The 18,931-nt window shown below is 38.2% G+C and carries 17 protein-coding genes; 1 reads left to right on the forward strand and 16 read right to left on the reverse strand.

Annotated features, from left to right (window positions below):
* Positions 1-13: 13 nt before the first annotated feature.
* The 11 genes from H3R33_RS05770 to H3R33_RS05820 all read right to left on the reverse strand — a co-directional run bounded on the left by H3R33_RS05770 (position 14) and on the right by H3R33_RS05820 (position 11,345).
* Positions 14-706 carry a tRNA (adenosine(37)-N6)-threonylcarbamoyltransferase complex dimerization subunit type 1 TsaB gene (locus tag H3R33_RS05770; RefSeq protein WP_110438647.1) on the reverse strand — a complete coding sequence of 231 codons (693 nt, stop codon included), beginning with the start codon at positions 704-706 and terminating at the stop codon, positions 14-16.
* Between the two features lie 4 nt (positions 707-710).
* A complete protein-coding gene (locus H3R33_RS05775) occupies positions 711-1,307 on the reverse strand; it encodes a malonic semialdehyde reductase (RefSeq protein WP_155580129.1) in 597 nt (198 codons plus the stop codon).
* 74 nt (positions 1,308-1,381) lie between these two features.
* Positions 1,382-1,948, reverse strand: a complete 567-nt coding sequence (locus tag H3R33_RS05780) for a NifU family protein (protein WP_155567806.1) — start codon at positions 1,946-1,948, stop codon at positions 1,382-1,384.
* A 199-nt stretch (positions 1,949-2,147) separates the two neighbouring features.
* Positions 2,148-3,380 (reverse strand): lipopolysaccharide assembly protein LapB, encoded by a 1,233-nt coding sequence (locus H3R33_RS05785; RefSeq protein ID WP_198184728.1) that lies wholly within the window; start codon positions 3,378-3,380, stop codon positions 2,148-2,150.
* A gap of 29 nt (positions 3,381-3,409) precedes the next feature.
* Positions 3,410-3,850, reverse strand: coding sequence for a biopolymer transporter ExbD (locus tag H3R33_RS05790; RefSeq protein ID WP_230880467.1), 441 nt, complete (start codon positions 3,848-3,850; stop codon positions 3,410-3,412).
* Positions 3,851-3,902: 52 nt separating this feature from the next.
* Positions 3,903-4,325, reverse strand: coding sequence for an ExbD/TolR family protein (locus H3R33_RS05795; protein ID WP_370552691.1), 423 nt, complete (start codon positions 4,323-4,325; stop codon positions 3,903-3,905).
* Positions 4,326-4,369: 44 nt separating this feature from the next.
* Entirely contained in the window at positions 4,370-5,305 is a 936-nt protein-coding gene (locus tag H3R33_RS05800; protein ID WP_230873026.1) for a MotA/TolQ/ExbB proton channel family protein, read from the reverse strand.
* Between the two features lie 457 nt (positions 5,306-5,762).
* Positions 5,763-6,476, reverse strand: coding sequence for an energy transducer TonB (locus H3R33_RS05805; RefSeq protein ID WP_122123220.1), 714 nt, complete (start codon positions 6,474-6,476; stop codon positions 5,763-5,765).
* Between the two features lie 93 nt (positions 6,477-6,569).
* Positions 6,570-7,701 (reverse strand): peptide chain release factor 2 gene (prfB, locus tag H3R33_RS05810; protein WP_110438641.1). Its coding sequence is split into 2 segments (ribosomal slippage): positions 6,570-7,631 and positions 7,633-7,701, totalling 1,131 coding nucleotides; the frame shifts between segments, so codons are not numbered across the junction.
* Positions 7,702-7,781: 80 nt separating this feature from the next.
* Entirely contained in the window at positions 7,782-10,319 is a 2,538-nt protein-coding gene (locus H3R33_RS05815; RefSeq protein ID WP_198184726.1) for a penicillin-binding protein 1A, read from the reverse strand.
* Positions 10,320-10,442: 123 nt separating this feature from the next.
* Positions 10,443-11,345, reverse strand: coding sequence for an aldo/keto reductase (locus tag H3R33_RS05820; protein WP_198184725.1), 903 nt, complete (start codon positions 11,343-11,345; stop codon positions 10,443-10,445).
* A 324-nt stretch (positions 11,346-11,669) separates the two neighbouring features.
* Between H3R33_RS05820 and rdgB the strand changes: the two genes are divergently transcribed.
* Positions 11,670-12,275 (forward strand): RdgB/HAM1 family non-canonical purine NTP pyrophosphatase, encoded by a 606-nt coding sequence (gene rdgB / locus H3R33_RS05825; RefSeq protein ID WP_155568951.1) that lies wholly within the window; start codon positions 11,670-11,672, stop codon positions 12,273-12,275.
* A 45-nt stretch (positions 12,276-12,320) separates the two neighbouring features.
* On the opposite strand, the gene H3R33_RS05830 is transcribed toward rdgB, so the two are convergent.
* From H3R33_RS05830 to ribD, 5 genes are all read right to left on the reverse strand, one after another.
* Entirely contained in the window at positions 12,321-14,933 is a 2,613-nt protein-coding gene (locus H3R33_RS05830) for an MMPL family transporter (RefSeq protein WP_198184724.1), read from the reverse strand.
* 456 nt (positions 14,934-15,389) lie between these two features.
* Entirely contained in the window at positions 15,390-15,866 is a 477-nt protein-coding gene (gene ribH, locus H3R33_RS05835; RefSeq protein ID WP_198184723.1) for a 6,7-dimethyl-8-ribityllumazine synthase, read from the reverse strand.
* Positions 15,867-15,907: 41 nt separating this feature from the next.
* Positions 15,908-17,185: a 3,4-dihydroxy-2-butanone-4-phosphate synthase gene (gene ribB / locus H3R33_RS05840; protein ID WP_198184722.1), complete on the reverse strand. Its 1,278-nt coding sequence runs from the start codon at positions 17,183-17,185 to the stop codon at positions 15,908-15,910.
* The gene (locus H3R33_RS05845) at positions 17,167-17,802 is read right to left on the reverse strand and encodes a riboflavin synthase (RefSeq protein WP_198184721.1); all 636 of its coding nucleotides are present in this window, start codon (positions 17,800-17,802) and stop codon (positions 17,167-17,169) included. Before H3R33_RS05845 ends, ribB begins: the two co-directional genes overlap by 19 nt.
* The gene (ribD, locus tag H3R33_RS05850) at positions 17,784-18,908 is read right to left on the reverse strand and encodes a bifunctional diaminohydroxyphosphoribosylaminopyrimidine deaminase/5-amino-6-(5-phosphoribosylamino)uracil reductase RibD (protein WP_232342123.1); all 1,125 of its coding nucleotides are present in this window, start codon (positions 18,906-18,908) and stop codon (positions 17,784-17,786) included. Before ribD ends, H3R33_RS05845 begins: the two co-directional genes overlap by 19 nt.
* Positions 18,909-18,931: the final 23 nt, after the last annotated feature.

Below are 18,931 nucleotides of genomic sequence, written 5' to 3' on the forward strand. Positions count from 1 at the left end.
TCTCTCGGCATTTTTATTTTGGTGCTTTTCGCAGTCCACCAGCAGGTAAACTCGCTTTGGGAGGATCTATATATAAAGGATAGAGTTTATTCGTAACTTTATCACCCTGATCATAATGATCCGCAATCTTGGCCATCATAACTGCATCCGCCTCATTTATAGAGGATTTACGCCAATTGACTTTTGTTGGAATAAGAGGTTTTATAATTGGAAACGCTTCACCTGACAAAATAACTTCTTCTTCCGGCCATGGTATATCAACAAAATCGAAAGCTTTTATTTCAGATTTTTGATTGGTTTCAATAAATACCCTATTTCTTCGGGCCAGGGTCATATGCCAAACTAATTTACCAGAATAGTCTTTTTCGATATATGGAAAAATCGCCTCACCACGGCGTAAAGGGACAACCGGACAATGTAACCCTGTTTGCAATCCCAATGAGAATGCAATGGAAGCCCTCAATCCCGTAAAAGATCCAGGTCCAATAATAATAGAAATAAGATCAATCTTATTAGCGACTAAATAACCGTTCCGTACAAATTCATTGAAATAGATTGGAAATCGTTCTGGGGCACCTCGTTCAAAGGATTTTTTTTCACATTCCAACCTATATATTTGATCCTTAACAACAACAGAAATAAAATTAGGTGCCTGCTCAGATGCAGAGGCACCATTAATGACTAAAATTGTTTTATCGTTTTTCATAGATTTACAACATTAAGCAGGCTTCCTCAAACGCAAGCCTTTCATTTCGTTTCCCAATATTTTCTTTATTCCCGTATCCCAAACATATCAAAAAATTGGAATGCCAACCCTGCTCTTCAAAAAACAGTCGATCCACCATTGTATTGTCAAAACCCGATAGGGGAGCAACATCAAGCCCCAATGAACGAGCCGCAACAATCATATATCCTCCCTGCAAAGTAGAATTGCGCAAAGCCGTCTCTTCAGCAAATGGCATGTCTCCCGCATACCATGATCTCAATTCAACCGCTGGATATAAAATCGGTAATTTTTCATAAAATATTGGATCATATGCTACAATAACAATAACAGGAGCGGATAGTGCCAGATCAATATTCCCGTCTGTAAGTGCGGGTCTCAATTTTTCCTTACTTACCGGATGACTAAGAAAAGTAAACCGAGCTGGCTGGCAATTTGCAGAAGTAGGACCCATTTTTACCAAGTCATAAAGCTGATATAAAACAGAAGTTTCCACATCCCTATTTAACCAACCCCTAGGCGTCCGTGCCAAATTAAAAAGACGATCCAGACATTCCATAGACAAAGAAGATGTTTCATCCATTTCTTTTTTCCAATTCAATCATCCGAATTGATCCGAAACATAGATTTTTTTGATATTTTCTTTAGCAAATAAAATTAAATTCTTACTTGCTCCACAGTAATAACCTCAGAAAGATGTCGCTGCAGAATCACTTCCACCCCATGTTTCAAAGTCATTGCTGAAGAGGGACATCCCTGACAGGATCCCTGCATTCTTAAATAAACACATCCATCCTTATAACCGTAAAATATGATATCGCCACCATCTTTGGCTACAGAGGGACGAATTTCCGTATCTAATATCCATTTTATTTGCTCAACAACCGCTTGATCCTCAGGTGCAACTTCCATCTCGATCACATTGACTTTTGAAGTTTTATCGAGAACGGGTCTTTTCATCAAGAGAAAATCCATGATGATAGCACTTAACGCTGATTTCAGCCCATACCAGGAAACTTTCTCATCTTTGGTTACAACAATAAAATTGTGACCAAAAAAAACACGTTTCACTCCCTCAACATCAAACAGGCTCAATGCGAGTGGCGACATATTTGAAGCCTCTTTATTCGTAAAATCAATTGTCTGGTTCGAATCAAGGATCGGTTTACCCAAAATGAATTTCAATGCATGATTGTTTGGTGTTTCTTCCGTATGAATAAGCATTCCCAGTTCCTTAATCCCTCCACCTTAAATAAACAAATTTTACCCAAATAAAAACCTATCAAGAAATATGCCTTTTAAGTGGATTTATCAAAATAGACAAATAAATAAACAATTGTTAAAAATATCGCAAACTATCCTCTTCACGAAAAAGCATATTATTATTAATTACTTAGTATTTCAATATATCCTATTTCAAGATTTAGGATTTTGTCTGTAATTTAATCAGCCATAAATCAGCAATTTCTTTTATAACTCCCTGTGCTTGGATAGATTTTAGATTTTGAATTGATTGATTTTTCTGGTTAACTTGTAGTTGTGCCATAGCATAATGAAGCAACGCCTCATTAGAATCTTTCAACGTTTTTTTCAGTGCTTCCTTCATCAATAGCAGACCTGACTGACCTTTACCGTCCATAACCTGATCATATCCAAGCATCAACATATCATCACCATTTGGTGCCTTTTCGAAAGCTTCCAATTTTGCAGGTAACGCTGATTTATTCTCGTTAATTTTATCCTGAATAAATTTCCTAAATCTCATAACACGTGTAGAGTTATGATCCGTACCCAATACTCCCTTGTCATAACCAGCCGCAAGGATTTTCAATGCGAAATGCGGCATATTGGCTTGCATTGCCACTTCCGCCATTTCCATATATTCTTCACTGGTCCTCATTAAATTCATATTAAAACGCAAATTGAGTATTTCAAGTTTGACAGAGGGTGATAAATCACGACTGGATGATAGTGCCGCCATAATATGTCCCCAATATTCGGCTTTGGGATAATGCATAGCCAATTGCGTGTAACTATGTCGCAAACCATCCTGATCTCCAAGTTTTTCTTGGCAATTAGCCATAATTTGCCACTGGGATTCAGCTGGTACCTGACCATTTTTTATTTCTTCATCTATTTGTTTTTGCTGAGCTGTCATTGCTTCCTTATAGTTATTGTTAAGAAAATATGACTGGATCAACAATGTTTTCATGTGTGTATTGGTACCACCAACCAAAAAATACTGTTTAATATATTCTATTGCCTTCACATATTGTCGAGCTCGATAGGCAAGGCTGGCCTGCGCCATTCTTATTTGAATTTTTTCGGATGCAGACGTACGTGTGGAATTAATCAACTCATCATATCCGGTAAAGGCTGCATCAAGATCATTCTGCTTGATTGCCAAAGCAATCCGCAAATGTTCAATAATATTTTTTTCATAGGCGGAAGGATTTGGAATTGTCTGAACTTCCTTAAGCGCAGCATTGGCCTGGGCAATCTTTCCCTGTTTCATAAGATGTTCTATGTTTTTTAAAGGAGCAGCCATTTTTTGGCTTACCACTTCTTTGGATTCAATAGAAACTGAATATAAACCTCCAGCAGTTCCCAATAAAGCCACCATCCATAAATTTCGCAATAAAGTAACAGGTTTCATAGTTTAATATCCCGATCTATCCTCATCCATTACTGTTGATTGGCAATTGTTATCTTTTTTATTCCTAACCGTTGGGCATCAGCCAAAACAATGGCAACATTTTTATAATTGGCCAATCGATTGGGCTTTACGACAACAACTGGCTGGTCAGAATTAGCAGCTATTTCACGAAAACGATCAAGTAACGCATCCTCATTGGAAATAGCAGTATCATCAATCGACAAACTATTATCAAAATCAATACCGATTGTCACCGTTTTTGGAAGTTCTGTTTCATTTACTGGAACTGCTCTTCCCAAGGCCAATTGTACGGATTGCGTCTGTAGAGGAATAGTTATGATCAACATTACCAATAAAACCAGCATTACATCAATCAAGGGGGTCGTGTTAATATTTACCATGACCTCTTCTTCCTTTTCACCTTGCTGAATCATGATTCTGCGAGCATGTCCAGAACGTAATGAACGCATTATACTATATCCTTTTCAATCATATAATCTGGCTTAACCCTATACCGTATTACTATTTCCTAATGGGTTTCGTAATAAAATCAACCCGACTGATCCCGGCTTGCTGACAACCCTGGATAACCTGACCAACTTTCTCAAATTTTGCCTGTATGTCTCCCCAAACTTGAATTTGGGGCTGAGGATGTAAAGATGCTACCGAAGCCAATTTTGCCTTTAATGCATTATCGTCAGGTAATAGCTGTTCATTCCAAAATATTTGACCATCCGCCTTAATGACAAGGGCTATATTTCCTACCTTGGTTTGAGTTAAATGACTATTACGTTCTGGTATATCAACCTTTACAGCGTGTGTGGCAACAGGAATAGTGATTAAAAAGATAATCAGTAGTACAAGCATGATGTCAACCAAGGGGGTTGTATTGATTTCGGATACCACCTCATCATAATCCCCTTCCGCGCTGATAAAATCCCCCACACCACGATTACCATTCAAATTAAAGCTCATGTGCCTTTCTTTCCTTACTCAGAGATCACTTTTTTATTATTCAGGTTTCCCCCAAGTAAGACTGTTTGAACATCTGCAGCAAAATTGCGAGTTTGATCCATAATCACTTTATTGCGACGAACCAGGAAATTATATCCCAGAACAGCTGGAACAGCCGTAGCCAAACCAATTGCTGTCATAATTAAAGCCTCGCCTACAGGACCGGCAACTTTATCCAAGGTAGCCTGTCCAGCGATACTAATGGCGGTCAAGGCATGATGAATACCCCAGACTGTTCCGAACAATCCTACAAAAGGGGCAGTGGATCCAACCGTTCCCAAAAAAGCCAGACCGCCTTGCAATTGTCCCTGTATCGTGTCAAGCGCTCTATGTAAGGCCATGGACACCCAGCTGTATAAATCAATCGTTTCCTGCAAGGAGCCTTCATAATGCATCAGTGCATCAATACCATTTTCAGAAATATATCGATAGGAAGAGTTACTACCTAAACTCTCCGTACCCTTTTTTAAAGTGTTTTGTTGCCAGAACTGTTTTTCACGCACTTCTTTTCCAGCACGCGTTACACGATTTTGGACAACAATTTTTGCAACGATTACATACCAACTCCCTACTGACATTATTGCCAACACAAGCAATGTTATCCTTGAAACAATATCACCCGCTTTCCACAAAGCTTTTAAACCATATGGATTTTCTGATGATTGAGGAACAGCTTCCGGTTTTACTGGGTTGTCTATGGTCGAAGAAACGACTGGATTTACGTTGCTACCCGCTGAATTTTGCATTGGTTGAGAAGCGGAGTTATCATGTGCAGTTGATGTTGGTATATTTTGCTGAGGCTGCTGTGCAAAACCATTGTTTATACCTGACAGGCAAAGCATTCCAGAAAATGCGGCAATCACAGTGAATTTAAAACGAATCAATCGAAATAAACTTTTATTTTTATCCATATTTAACACATTCCTTCGTTAATTTTACTGGGCAGTAATTTCTTTAAACAACCTCAGACAACATAAACATATTCATTGTTATTTATTTTTATATTGATATGAATAACCATCAACTTATAATTGATTCTAGGTTCATTTCAAACCTATATACCATATCTGTTATCGAATTGGTGACGCTCTGGGATTGATTTTTGATAACCCAATAACGTAACGATCATGTTCCTTAAATATATTTTTACAAATATTTAAAGCATCAACTAAACCATCCCTAAAATTTTTGTCATAAAAATTCATATCATGAAAGCACAGATTATCAATGTTAGTCTGCCCAATATATTGTTTGGTAAATTTATTCATATTTTTCGACATTAACGTAACTAAATTCAAAGAAATTTTAACTTTATTTGCATTTAAGATGATTAATTGACATATCCAATCCAAAATAAATGAACCATTTTTATCCAGCACCTAATTTAAAACTGATTGTAAGACGATGATTTTTCTCTTTTACTGGCATACCGTTGCGTGTGGCTGGACGATAACGGGCAGAAGCCACATAGCGTAGAGCCTCTTCTTTAAACGAGTTTCCTCCTTTGGCTTCAATTACATTACAATTATTGGTATGGCCATCCGCTTCAATATCACAGGATAGTATAACCCGACCTTCCTTACCCGCTGCTTCCATATCAGGAGGATAATTCATTTTAACACCATTAAGTGCACGGCTGCCAGCACTTCTGTCAGGAGGACCATCATTTGGAGTATTCGACATCCCCTCACCAGATGTACCATTCATATTCCCTTGATTTTGACTATCGGATGCCGAGCTTTTTGCAGGTTGGGCAGCCGGTTCCCTTTTTTTGACTTGTTTTTTTACAATTTTAGGCGGTTTAGGTTGTACAGGGGCTTCTGTATTAATTGGGGGGGGCTCAATCTCTGGTGGAGGTGGAACAATCATTTCCGGTGCAGGTGGTTGTGAAACCTGTGCGGAAGCTGAGGATGCGGCGGAAGATACATCTACAACCCTTATTTCTAATGGAGCAGGCATATCTTCTTTTTTATTGGAATGCATCAGAAACAATAATCCAAGAATTCCAAAAATATGAAACAAAATAACAAGAATTAAAATACCAATAGATTCAATAGGATGACGTTGATTAAGATTAACCATGAATCATTTTCCATTTCCTGTGAAATTACTCATCTTCAATACTTATCCACTGATAAATCATTATTAGTCAAAGTTTTTAACAAAGCCTTTTTATCATGTTGCTTTCGCACTTGCTTCTGAACGTGTTGCCCCCACCCTTAAAGCCAGTGCCGCTGCCATGAAATCATCCAGATCACCGTCCAGAACAGCATCTGGATTGGTTTTTTCCACATCCGTTCGCAAATCTTTCACCAATTGATAGGGTGCCAAAACATAAGAACGGATTTGATGACCCCAACCTATATCAGTTTTATTGGCTTCTGTCTGTGCCGCCTCTTCCTCGCGTTTTTTTAATTCCAATTCATATAGACGGGCCTTCAACATTTCCATTGCTGTTGCCCGATTACGATGTTGTGATCGATCCGTTTGACAAGCGACAATAATTCCTGTTGGAACATGGGTAATTCTTATGGCTGATTCCGTTTTATTGATATGCTGTCCGCCAGCACCCGATGCACGATACGTATCGATTTTCAAATCTGATTCATTTACTTCAATATCAATTGAATCATCTATAACTGGATAAACCCAAACAGAAGCAAAAGATGTATGACGCCTTTTAGCGGAATCAAAAGGCGAAATACGAACCAAGCGATGAACTCCCGCTTCAGTTTTCAGCCACCCATAGGCATTTATCCCGCTTATTTGCAATGTTGCCGATTTTATACCCGCCTGTTCCCCTTCAGTACTTTCCAACATGGTTACCTTATAACCATGTTGTTCAGCCCAACGTGTATACATTCTTAACATCATCTCAGCCCAATCCTGCGCTTCCGTGCCTCCTGCCCCGGAATTCACTTCCAGATAACAGTCATTCCGATCGGCTTCACCAGAAAGTAAACTTTCCAATTCAAGACGTTTAACTTCTTTTTCCATTGATTGCAATTGTTGCAAGGCATCCTGAACAATTTCCATGTCATTGTCTTGTTCAGCCAACGCAATTAGGTCAAGATTTTCCTTGCAATCCTGCTCCAACCGTTCAACCCGCTCAATTTGATTGGCAAGCCCTGTTCTTTCCTGCATAATCTTTTGCGCATTTTCCGCATCATCCCATAGATTGGGATCTTCAATGCGGTTATTTAACTCGGCTAGACGATCTTTAGCTGTATCCCAGTCAAAGATGCCTCCTCAGCAGTTCTAAAGACTGCTCTATTGTTTGTTGGAGTGTATCACTCTCCGCAGACATACTCGTTTCCTTTATTTACCTTAAATGCAATTAATTATTAATCCAATTAACAAGATTTTAATAAAAATACAAGGTCAACCTTAATATAATCCACCCATACCTATATCTTCCCCTTCACCTGAAGATGAAGATTGACCTGTTTTTTCACCAATCTTTTTTTCACTTCCTTCATTAGATGGAGATACAATCCCCTCATTACTATCCATGGACTCTTCAGAATCAGGTATATTTTCAGCTCCTGTATCCTGGGCTGTCAACTCACCCGTTGCTGCCCCCTTATTCAAATTGATGCTAATTCCCGGGGTTTGTCCTTCCTTGAAAGCATCGGTTACACTTCCTTTACTCGTATCATAACTTGCTAGAAAAACACCTTCTGGTTTTGCAAAATCAAGTTTGGGGCGATTAGCCAGAATGTTTTTCATGAATTCATTCCAAACTGGCGCGGCAACAACAGCGCCAGACATACCTTTTCCCAATGTTTTTGGCTGATCAAACCCAAACCATACTACTGTCACGACATCCGGTGAAAATCCTGCAAACCACGCATCATTAAAATCCTGACTGGTTCCTGTCTTGCCGGCAAGTGGACGATCTATCCCACGCGCTGCCGACATACCGGTTCCACGTTTCATCACGTCTTCCATCATGGTTATAATTTGATAGGAACTTTGAGCTGATGCAACACGTTTACGATGATCAATAATAAGGGGAAGCCTATCTGGATCTTCCGAATGTTCCAACTTCAAGACATCTGAATGCCAGATTACCTTTCCATTCCGATCCTGAATATAGTCAATTAAGGTTGGTTTTGTTAACAACCCCTCTGCCGCAATACTTGCATAGGCACCAGCATGACGGAAAACCGTTGTCTCCACAGCACCCAAAACGGCAGGTAAAACCTTAGGCATTGAATCTACTTCACCTAATGCAATTGCCAAATTTGAAATAGCATTCATCCCGACTTGAGCGGCCAAACGAATGGTGACCAAATTCCTTGAATAACGTAAGCCATTATGTAACGCTGTTGGTCCCCAGAATGTTTTTTCATAGTTGTTTGGATGCCAACTACCTGCTGAAAAAGGGGAATCCATAAAAATCTGAGATGGCGGAATATTTTGTTCCATCCCCGCCAGATAAGCTATGGGTTTGAAAGAAGAGCCTGGTTGTCGTTGAGCTTGTGTTGCTCGATTAAACTGTGACTCAGCAAATGACCATCCACCAAACATGGATAAAACGCGGCCTGTCTGAACATCAACAGAAATTAACGCACCTTCTATCAGAGGAACCTGACGCAAGGCGACTTTACCATTATCAGCCAAAGGCTCAATTAAAACAACATCGCCCATTTTTAATGGATGAGAAGAACGCTTTGTCCAACTTACATCCTTATTTTCCAATAAAGCCAATTTCTCATTCTTATTCTCCAACCATCCAACTTTTCCCGTACTACTATTCAAAACAATGGCAACACGCCATGCATCCAATATCCCGGCAGGATTTTTTTGTCTGGCTAGCAAATCACTCCATTCTTTTCCATCTTCAATATTTAAATGATTTATTGCACCTCGCCAACCATGTTGCCGATCATATTTCATTAATGCCTGCTGCATTAACCTTGTTGCTAGATTTTGATTTTTTAGATCCAAACTCGTATGAACTTCCAAACCACCCTGCATTGTTTTATCCATTCCATAGCGATCTATCAGATCACGCCTTACAGCCTCGGAAAACCATTGTGTTCCTGCCAAAGGTCCACGTCTTATAACAGATTGTGTCACTTGCAGAGGTTCATCCATTGCCTGTTTCAGGACTTCTTTGCTGATTGCACCAGTTTCTAGCATACGGCTCAAAACGAAATTACGACGTTCCAGCCCTGCTTTTGGATGATGATAAAGATCATAATTATAAGGAGATTTCGGCAATCCACCGAGATAGGCCGCTTCTGCCACGGTCAGCTGATCAAGATTTTTATGAAAATAAGTTTGTGCGGCCGCAGCAACCCCGTAGGCACCATCACCAAGATAAATTTCATTTAAATAAATTTCCAGAATTTGATCTTTGGTCAGGGATTGTTCAATTCGAATTGCCAAGATAGCTTCCTTAATCTTGCGATTCAAATTCCGCTTATTGTTAAGCAACATATTACGCGCAACCTGTTGCGTAATCGTTGACGCCCCCACCAGACGCTTACCTGACGTTTTACGGAACATATCTTGTACAACCGCACGTACAATTGCCAAGGGGTCTATCCCGCCATGAGAATAGAAATTCTTGTCCTCTGTCGAGATAAAAGCATTCTTGACCCGATCCGGAATAAGGGTAATGGGAACAAATAATCTCCGCTCTGATGCCAATTCTGCCATGACACGATCATTATTGGCATATATCCGGCTCATAACAGGCGGGGCATAATTTTTCAACCCCTCAACAGTAGGCAAATCCTGTACGGCTCCCTCATATTTTATCCAGGCAAATAATCCACCTCCCGCAAGAATAAAAAGGAACAAGCCTGCAAGTATTCCAACCAACATCCGCCATATACGGTATCTGGGGCGTTTTATAATTGAATTACTATATTTATTACCAGTATTAGACGGATCAGAATTTTTCGAAGACATAAAAAAAACTCTACATCAATTGTGAAAACTCGATTATTAGGAGTTATTCTTATATAACATTTTTAATATGAGTAAAAAACAACTATGTTGTTATTCCAAGAATATGTCGATCTTTTATTCAGTTTACAAATATAATTTTGCAGATTTTTTTTGTTTATCCCAAATCTTTTTCCCCTCCAAATCAAGTTTTGTCCATTCATCATCCGTCAAATTAACATTCACCGCTGCTGTATTTTCCTCTAAATGTTGAACGGAACCCGTTCCGGGAATGGGAACAATGATTTTTGAACGTTTTAATAGCCAGGCCAACGCTATCTGACGGGCTGAGGCGTGTTTTTTGTTCATAATTTCTTCAAGAACAGGACCAGTGAATTTCACCCCCTGTTCCAAAGGTGCATAAGGTATGAAAGCGATATTATTTTCCTCACAAAAATCAACAACGGCTTCTGATTCCCGATTAACCAGATTATATTTGTTCTGAACGGAAGCAACCTTGAAAAATTTTGACGCACGTTTAATCATCCCTACAGATACGGCAGATAACCCAATATGACCGATTAATCCCTCCTGCTGCATTTTGGCGATAGCTTCAAACTGTAATTCCGGAAAAGTATCTTCCCCCACACGATGCAATTGCCATAAACGGATTTGATCCAGTTTTAGACGACGCATACTCATTAAAACACATTGACGTAAATAATCTGGACTGCCAATGGGTCGCCAAATATCCGGCCCATGCCGAGTGTGACCTCCTTTTGTGCCAATCAATAAATTTTTCGGATAAGGATAAAGTGCTTCGCAAATTAATTCTTCGCTGATAAAAGGACCATAGCTATCTGCCGTATCGATAAAATTAATCCCCAATTCTAGCGTACGATATAAAGTTGCAATAACTTCCTTACGATTTTCAGGTTCCCCCCATACACCTTTACCAACAATACGCATCGCACCAAATCCCATTCGATTGATCTTGATTTGGTGATCAAATTGAAAATTACCCGCTAAAGCCGCATCAATTGACTGCATTCTTTTTTCCTATCATAGATCATTCATTAATTATTAAAAATAAATGATTTATAAAATAAATACCACTTTAGAAAAATAAATTATCTATCAGAATGATATAAAGTAATATTTTTAATAATGAATTTTATTTATTAAGTATGAAATTTTATTAGATCATATTAAAAATAATTGCCGCAAATTAATCTAGAAATATTATTTTATTGTACATTAAAATCATAACCTTATATTTATTCTAATTTTAAACAAATTATTATGGCATTATAATTTAATCAGAGGTAATTCTCATTTAAACATATTTAATTTTTGAATGATGAAAGAATTTAAATGTTTTCGCTTCCACCTAAAATTATTCGTGATACAGAACTTGTTCTCGCCACCCATAATCCAAATAAGGTAAAGGAAATTCATCAATTACTTTCCAATTTTTCATTAAGAATTCATTCGGCAGGTGAACTTAATCTGACAGAACCTGAAGAAACAGGGACAACCTTTCATGAAAATGCCCGTTTGAAAGCTTTACAAGCCAGTTATGTCTCAAACATGATTGCTTTGGCAGATGATTCCGGTTTTTGCCTTAATGGATTGAATGGGGATCCTGGTTTATATTCTGCTCGTTGGGCGGGACCCCATAAGAATTATTCTATGGCCATGCAAAAAATACATGATAAATTACAGTCCATTCCTGATAAATCGGCTTATTTTATCTGTGTGCTATCCCTTGCATATCCAAACGGTAAAACATATGAATTTGAAGGAAAAGTTGACGGTAATTTTATTTGGCCTCCCCGTGGACAATACGGTCATGGATATGATCCCGTTTTTCAACCATTAAATAACCCGTTAACTTTTGCAGAAATGTCTGATTCGAAAAAAAATTCAATTAGTCACCGTGCTCTAGCTTTTCAAAAATTCATTCAGGCCTGTTTCTAACCCTTACCTCTATATAATCTATTGGAATGAAACATCCCAATAGATTTATTCCCTATCGATATCCCGTTTGGGTAATAACGCAGGAACAAATATTAATGTCGCCACCAATGTACATCCTAGGGATATCAATAGTAATAACCCCATACTCGCTGTTCCAGGATGGGCTGAAGCTGCCAAAGATCCAAAAGCCGTTCCAGTTGTTAAAGCTGAAAATAGAACCGCTCTAGCAGTTGGCGATGATAAGGGATTCGATAGTCCTTCACGCCAATTCATTACAAAATAGATATTAAAGGATACACCAACTCCAAGTAAAAGCGGTAATGTAATGATATTGGCAAAATTCAAAGGCTGATCGATTAAGACAATCACAATAATTGTCATAAGTCCTGACAATATCAAAGGCATTAATACAAGACACATATCCAATATTCGACGTAATGCGATAAATATAATGATGGCCAAAGTTATTATCGCCATAACCGCCGCAATAATAAAAGCATGAACCACTGTATTTGCACTTTCTATGATATCAACGGAAGTTCCGGCCGCTTCAGGAGCAACGGAACGAATTTGTTTAACAAACGTTGCAATTTGTTCATTATCAAGATTTGTGCCTTTTGGATAAATCTCTATCCTGTATAATCCATCTTTTGTTCGATATTCATTTGCCAACTCTTTGGGAACATCAGTTAAAGAAACGGCTGATGGCGTTAACATAATTTCCAGATGGTGCAATTGAAAACCAAGAAAACGAACCAGATCATCATTGATTTTCATGAGGTCATTATCAGACATATTGACAATTTTTTGCAATGCAAGACGTATTCTTTCCAATGGACTATCAGACGTCAGTATATTTTGCACCGAATTGAGTTTATCCAACATTTTCTGCATAGACTGACGTAATTCCAATGCTGATGGTCTGGATTTGATTGATGTGTTTGACAAAGTGTTTAACAAGACCGACGCTGCATCCCTGATCATTGGAATTTTAATTTTTTGATCCTCCGGAACAAAAGATCCAAGCCAAATAACATTTTGCACTGAAGAAAGCTGACCAATCTGATCTACGAGTTTTTTTGCCTCTTCAGGAGATTTAGCCATTACATCTGCTGTATAAGGATTAGTATTCGGATCATTCATCAATAGCTGTAAAGCCTTCATCCCTTCAGAATGGGTATCCTTGGTATGAAATGGGTCTGCATCAAAGCTGACCTTTTGATCAACCAGAAAGAAAATGCCGATAACAGCAATCACTGCATAAACAACAAGGATATACCAACGATAATGTCGAAATTTATTATCCAAACTTTTCAATCTGGGAAAACCAGCCATAGCTTGAACTATTTTTGGCTGTAAAATTGTTAACATGGCTGGCAAAAGTGTTAACGTGCAGATCAAGGCAATAATCATACCCGTGCCAGCAATTAAGCCAAGCTGCTTAACCCCAACAAAATTTGTCGGAGTAAACGCCAAAAAACCTGCTGCTGCCGCAACAGAAGCTGTAAATATCTGATGACCTGTATCATATCCTGTTTTAGACAATGCCAATAAAGTTGATTGCCTTTTATTGGTATTGTCATCCGCTTGAATATCTTGCCCCCTGAAACGAACAGAAAACTGGATTGCGAAATCAACAGCAATACTGACAAACAAAATTGCGAAAGAAACGGATATAAGGTTTAACGTGCCCACCGCAATTGAAGCAAAACCTGTTGTAAGAATCAAACCGATCAATAACACATATAGTATGGGTAAAATAATACGCCAGGTTTTTACTGCAAGGAATAACCAGCCCGCAACCAATACAAAAGAGGCAAAAAGACCGAGAACCATGCCATCCATGACCGTGGAAAATTCCTCATCATTGATTTTTGCATCTCCTGTAATATGAATCTTCACATCTCCTCTTTGAACATATGATATGGAAGAAATTGCTTTTTTTAATGACGCAACAGCCTCCCCTGAAGGTTGCAAGGAGGTTAAATCCATTTTTGGTTTTGCCACTACGATTTGATATCGACCAGCCAAACTTGAAAGTTCTCCAGAAAGACTTTTCTCCCATGAAAAAGGTTCAAAATCTCTTTGTGATGCTTTCTCTAATGTTTTAGCAAATCCATTTAATTCATTTTTATACTGTTCCAGATCAACCTGATTTTCCTTAATACCTTCTACAACCATACCCAACGTATCAAATAATCCTCGTGCAGAAGTATCCGCGGCAAGACTACTCAAAAAAGGTTGTGCACGAATTATTGTATTCAATGTTTGATCCAACACTGGAGGATCAAGGAACATCAATCCGTTTTTAACAAGAAAAGGATTATTTTCTGGTGAACTAGCAAAATAAAAATGTTTTTTATCCTGATTTAACTGATTAACAAGGATTTCTGCACTTAATTCCCTTTCTTCCGGAATTTTGGCCTCAATAATCGCAACTAAAATTCCCTCTCGATTTGGGAAATTCTTTCCCATCCAGTCCGATCGCTGCTTCCAAGGCATTTTCGTGGAAAACATCTTGGTAGTATCAGTAGTTATATCCAGTTTCTTACTTGTTACAAAAATAGATACAATTGCCAGCAACAGATAAACTATAAAAACAAGCCATGCATGACGTGAGCAAAATTCAACAATCCGTCTAATCAATGCAGAAACCATTCCGGCAACACATCCTTTTCGTACAATACAGAAGAATTCAAGACTCTATAGATTTATAAATATGTTATATCTTTTAATTGATACAATAGAAGAAAATAGCTTTCATCTAAAAGCATTCAACATCCATTATATAAATCAATTTTGTAACAACTTATAAAAAAGGAATAACAATTCAGAAATTTTCATTATGGTTCGATTTCAATATTCTGAATTTTAAATTATTAACTCTTCCATATGACGAATTCTTCTGGCAGTTTATTTTTTAAAACTGAAAAACATAACTACTCCTTTTTTTTATATATTTAAATCCCAAAAATAATAAAAATTCATTCAAGATATAATCAATGTTATGCAATTAATAATTATTCTCAATTGATATGTAAAAAATGCAGCTTTTTTCTTTCTCGATAATTATATCAAGCCAATTACCAAGAAAAAATTAAATGATTGAAAAAATTAAATTTTTTGCAATAAAGCCAAACTTTCAATACAGGCTGCCACAGCCTCGCGACCCTTATTCTCCTTATTTTCTTCAGAACGGATTTGTGCCTGTTCCGAAGTATAAGTGGTTAAAACACCAAAACTGATAGGAACTTCTGTATGCAAACTGGCCTGCATCAATCCGATAGTTGCACCCAGACTGATAAATTCAAAATGCGCTGTATCTCCCTTAATGACACACCCCAAACATACAACACCATCATATTTACCTGACTTGGCCAGTTTTTGTGCGATTAAAGGCAATTCAAAAGCTCCAGGTGCATAATATAAATCTTCTTGATAAAAAAGAATTTGATGTTCAGACAACCATTCCTGTGCTCCTCGACACAATCCATTCGTTACTGTTTGATTAAACCGGCTAACAACTATTGCAATCCGTGGTGGCTTGGAAAATGAAAATTTCTGTATTGATTGAGGAGCTTGTTTTATCATGTAAAAACCTTTATTCACTAGTTATAAACTCTAACTGAAATTTATATTTCAGATAAATGGGTTAAAAGATGCCCCATACGATCTCGTTTTGTTTTTAAATACTGACTGTTAAAAGGATTAGCATCAATTTCCAATGAAACACGATGACGAATTTCAAAACCCTGTTTTTTTATCATTTCAACCTTGCTCTTGTTATTCGTCATTAAATTTAAAGATTTGATACCAAGTTTTCTTAAGATGGCACCAGCAACTTTCCAGTCACGCATATCAGTCAAAAAACCCAATTGATGATTCGCTTCGACCGTATCAAACCCTTTTTCCTGTAATGCGTAAGCCTCAATCTTATTAAAAAGCCCTATTCCACGGCCTTCATGACCGCATAAATATAACAGAACACCACATTCAGATTCACCAATCATTTTCAAGGCCTGATGTAATTGGGGACCGCAATCACACCGCAAAGAACCAAACACATCCCCTGTCAAACATTCTGAATGCAGACGAACCAAGGGAATTTGTTCATTGGTTTGATGAAATGGAAAGTCCCCTTTCATAACGGCCAGATGTTCATTACCCTTCAAATCTATGAATGCCTGAACCTTAAAATCCTCTCCACCATAACAATTGGGTAAATGGGCTCTTGTTCCCGCTTTCACCAATGAAGATACGGAATCCAATTTTTTCGCGTCATACAGTCCACGCCAACGTATAATTTCAGCAATTGTAACGATTGGAATACCATATTTTTCAGCAAACTGACGAAGCTCCGGCATTCTTGCCATTGATCCATCATCTTTGACAATCTCACAAATTGCGGCAATAGGCTTCAATCCAGCGATTTTTAATAAATCAATTGAGCCTTCCGTATGTCCATTTCTGGATAAAACACCATTAGGATCGGCAATTAAGGGAAAAACATGACCGGGACAAATAATATCCTGCGCAGTGACGTCATCCCTTGCAACCACTTCAAAGGTCTTTGCACGATCCGAAGCAGAAATACCTGTTGTAATGCCCTCTTTTGCTTCTATAGAGACTGTAAAAGCTGTCTCATGTGGTGAGGTATTGTGTTGAACCATTAACGGTAAACGAAGTTTCTGCGCCAGCTCACGTTGTAAAGGCATACAAAGTAAACCTTTGGCATTCGTAATCATAAAATTAACGATCTCAGGCGTTACAAATTGCCCGGCAGCAACCAGGTCACCTTCGTTTTCACGTCCCTCATCATCAACCAACAAAACCATCTGCCCATTTTGCAAGGCAGAAACAGCACGTTTCAATTCCGCACTTAAAGTTTGATTCACTTTTGAACTTGACATAGATTTTCCACGTATTTTGAAATGATATCAACCTCAATATTGACAATGTCATCAACCTTTAACAAACCGAGCCGTGTATGATTCCAAGTATGCGGAATAATCATCAAATCAATCAGGAACTCATTCATTCCGTGATTTTCTTCGGCTGTTTCTTTTATCCCGTTAATAGTTAAACTGACACCATCTATGGCTATTGAACCTTTTTCCACAACATACTTACGTAATGAAGAAGGTAAAGCGACAAATAATTGATGTGCCTCACCTTTCTGTTCAATTTTGAAAATACGGCCAGTTGCATCTACATGCCCCTGAACAATGTGACCAGAAAGCCGGGTGGAAGGTGTTACGGCCCGTTCCAGATTTACTTTCATATTTTCAATTAAAACATATAGATTCGTACGATCTAAAGTTTCTGAACTGATAAAAAAGGAAGCTTCATCATTCGTACCTAGTTTTGTCACCGTCAAACATACACCATTTACGGCAACACTTTCACCAAGAATCAAATCTGGTATACCAGTTTTAATCTTAATTTCCATAGCTTGAATTTTTAAATCCTGCTTTTCATATTTAACAGCTGAAACAACACCAAGAAACTCTATGATACCAGAGAACATAATGTGCCCTCCTTTCTTTTCGAAAGATCAACAAAATTGAAATGGGATAAAAGTAATCGCGTAGGTGAAGCAAGGTGGTTAGAAATTAACTTTAACTGATCATCCCCTTTATTTTGTTTTCGAAATATAAGCCATTCATCCCAAAGTTTCTTTTGACGAATGACTTGCAATAACTGTGGCCCTCCTTCAACCATCCCCCACAATATATTATGATTATGTAATAAATATGGTAGATCATCAATTTTTGAACATGTAACAAGAGAAAAATTATTTTTTTCAGCATTTTTGATATAATTTACGGGGACAATTTCCTCTATAGGCTTTTGCTGTTTAGTGCAAATAATCAACAAGCGTTTTCGATCCGGGTGATCAGGGACATAGCGCACGGTGAAAGAGGGATTATCCTCTTTAATTGTATTCACACCTGTTATAATCGCCTCAGTTCCACGCCGCAATTGATGAGCCTGACATAGGGATGTAAAAGAGGTGAATGTCTTTTTCCCTATTGGTGGGATCATGGAGCCTGCAACATCAAGAGCTTGTTTAACCGTTATCCAGGCTTTCCCTCTTGTCACAGATTGAATAAACGGAGCAATAAGATCCTCACATTTTTTTTGCCAGTAAAGAGATTTTTTACCGCAAAGATCTCTTAACAAAAAAACTTCTTTGCCGCCTTGTCTTAACCGTTCATTACCAGCACCACAAACATTAGGATTGGGATCAGCAACTCCCACCCATATACGACGAGCCGGAGTTCGCAATAATGATTCAGAACAAGGTGGCGTACGCCCTATATGATTGCAGGGTTCTAACGTTACTATAACATCATGAATTTTATTCCAAACACCTGCAACACGACATTGCCGCAATGCCAACGCCTCGGCATGTAGCTTACCTGCCTCATAATGGGCTGCAGTAGCAAGGATTTTACCCTGTTGATCTAAAATTACACATCCAACAGGAGGATTAGGCGCTGTCTGCCCAACATAAAGTAAAGCTTCACGTATAGCATATGAAAAAGCATTAGAGATTGCTTCGGGTAAATCAATTCCCTCATTCATTTTTAATTGTTCAGCCTGTGAAACCGAACCTAAGCGTGCTTGCATTTCTAGTTCCTATCTCTAGACGC

The organism is Commensalibacter sp. B14384M2, from assembly GCF_016101865.1.
Classification (GTDB): domain Bacteria; phylum Pseudomonadota; class Alphaproteobacteria; order Acetobacterales; family Acetobacteraceae; genus Commensalibacter; species Commensalibacter melissae.

Coding starts and splice junctions, on each gene's coding strand:
- H3R33_RS05780 (WP_155567806.1), bottom strand. CDS start 1,948: ATGCTTATTCATACGGAAGAAACACCAAACAATCATGCATTGAAATTC.
- H3R33_RS05820 (WP_198184725.1), bottom strand. CDS start 11,345: ATGCAGTCAATTGATGCGGCTTTAGCGGGTAATTTTCAATTTGATCAC.
- H3R33_RS05800 (WP_230873026.1), bottom strand. CDS start 5,305: ATGGATAAAAATAAAAGTTTATTTCGATTGATTCGTTTTAAATTCACT.
- ribH (WP_198184723.1), bottom strand. CDS start 15,866: ATGATAAAACAAGCTCCTCAATCAATACAGAAATTTTCATTTTCCAAG.
- ribD (WP_232342123.1), bottom strand. CDS start 18,908: ATGCAAGCACGCTTAGGTTCGGTTTCACAGGCTGAACAATTAAAAATG.
- ribB (WP_198184722.1), bottom strand. CDS start 17,185: ATGTCAAGTTCAAAAGTGAATCAAACTTTAAGTGCGGAATTGAAACGT.
- H3R33_RS05815 (WP_198184726.1), bottom strand. CDS start 10,319: ATGTCTTCGAAAAATTCTGATCCGTCTAATACTGGTAATAAATATAGT.
- H3R33_RS05830 (WP_198184724.1), bottom strand. CDS start 14,933: ATGGTTTCTGCATTGATTAGACGGATTGTTGAATTTTGCTCACGTCAT.
- H3R33_RS05790 (WP_230880467.1), bottom strand. CDS start 3,850: ATGCGTTCATTACGTTCTGGACATGCTCGCAGAATCATGATTCAGCAA.
- H3R33_RS05845 (WP_198184721.1), bottom strand. CDS start 17,802: ATGTTCTCTGGTATCATAGAGTTTCTTGGTGTTGTTTCAGCTGTTAAA.
- H3R33_RS05805 (WP_122123220.1), bottom strand. CDS start 6,476: ATGGTTAATCTTAATCAACGTCATCCTATTGAATCTATTGGTATTTTA.
- H3R33_RS05785 (WP_198184728.1), bottom strand. CDS start 3,380: ATGAAACCTGTTACTTTATTGCGAAATTTATGGATGGTGGCTTTATTG.
- H3R33_RS05775 (WP_155580129.1), bottom strand. CDS start 1,307: ATGGATGAAACATCTTCTTTGTCTATGGAATGTCTGGATCGTCTTTTT.
- rdgB (WP_155568951.1), top strand. CDS start 11,670: ATGTTTTCGCTTCCACCTAAAATTATTCGTGATACAGAACTTGTTCTC.
- H3R33_RS05770 (WP_110438647.1), bottom strand. CDS start 706: ATGAAAAACGATAAAACAATTTTAGTCATTAATGGTGCCTCTGCATCT.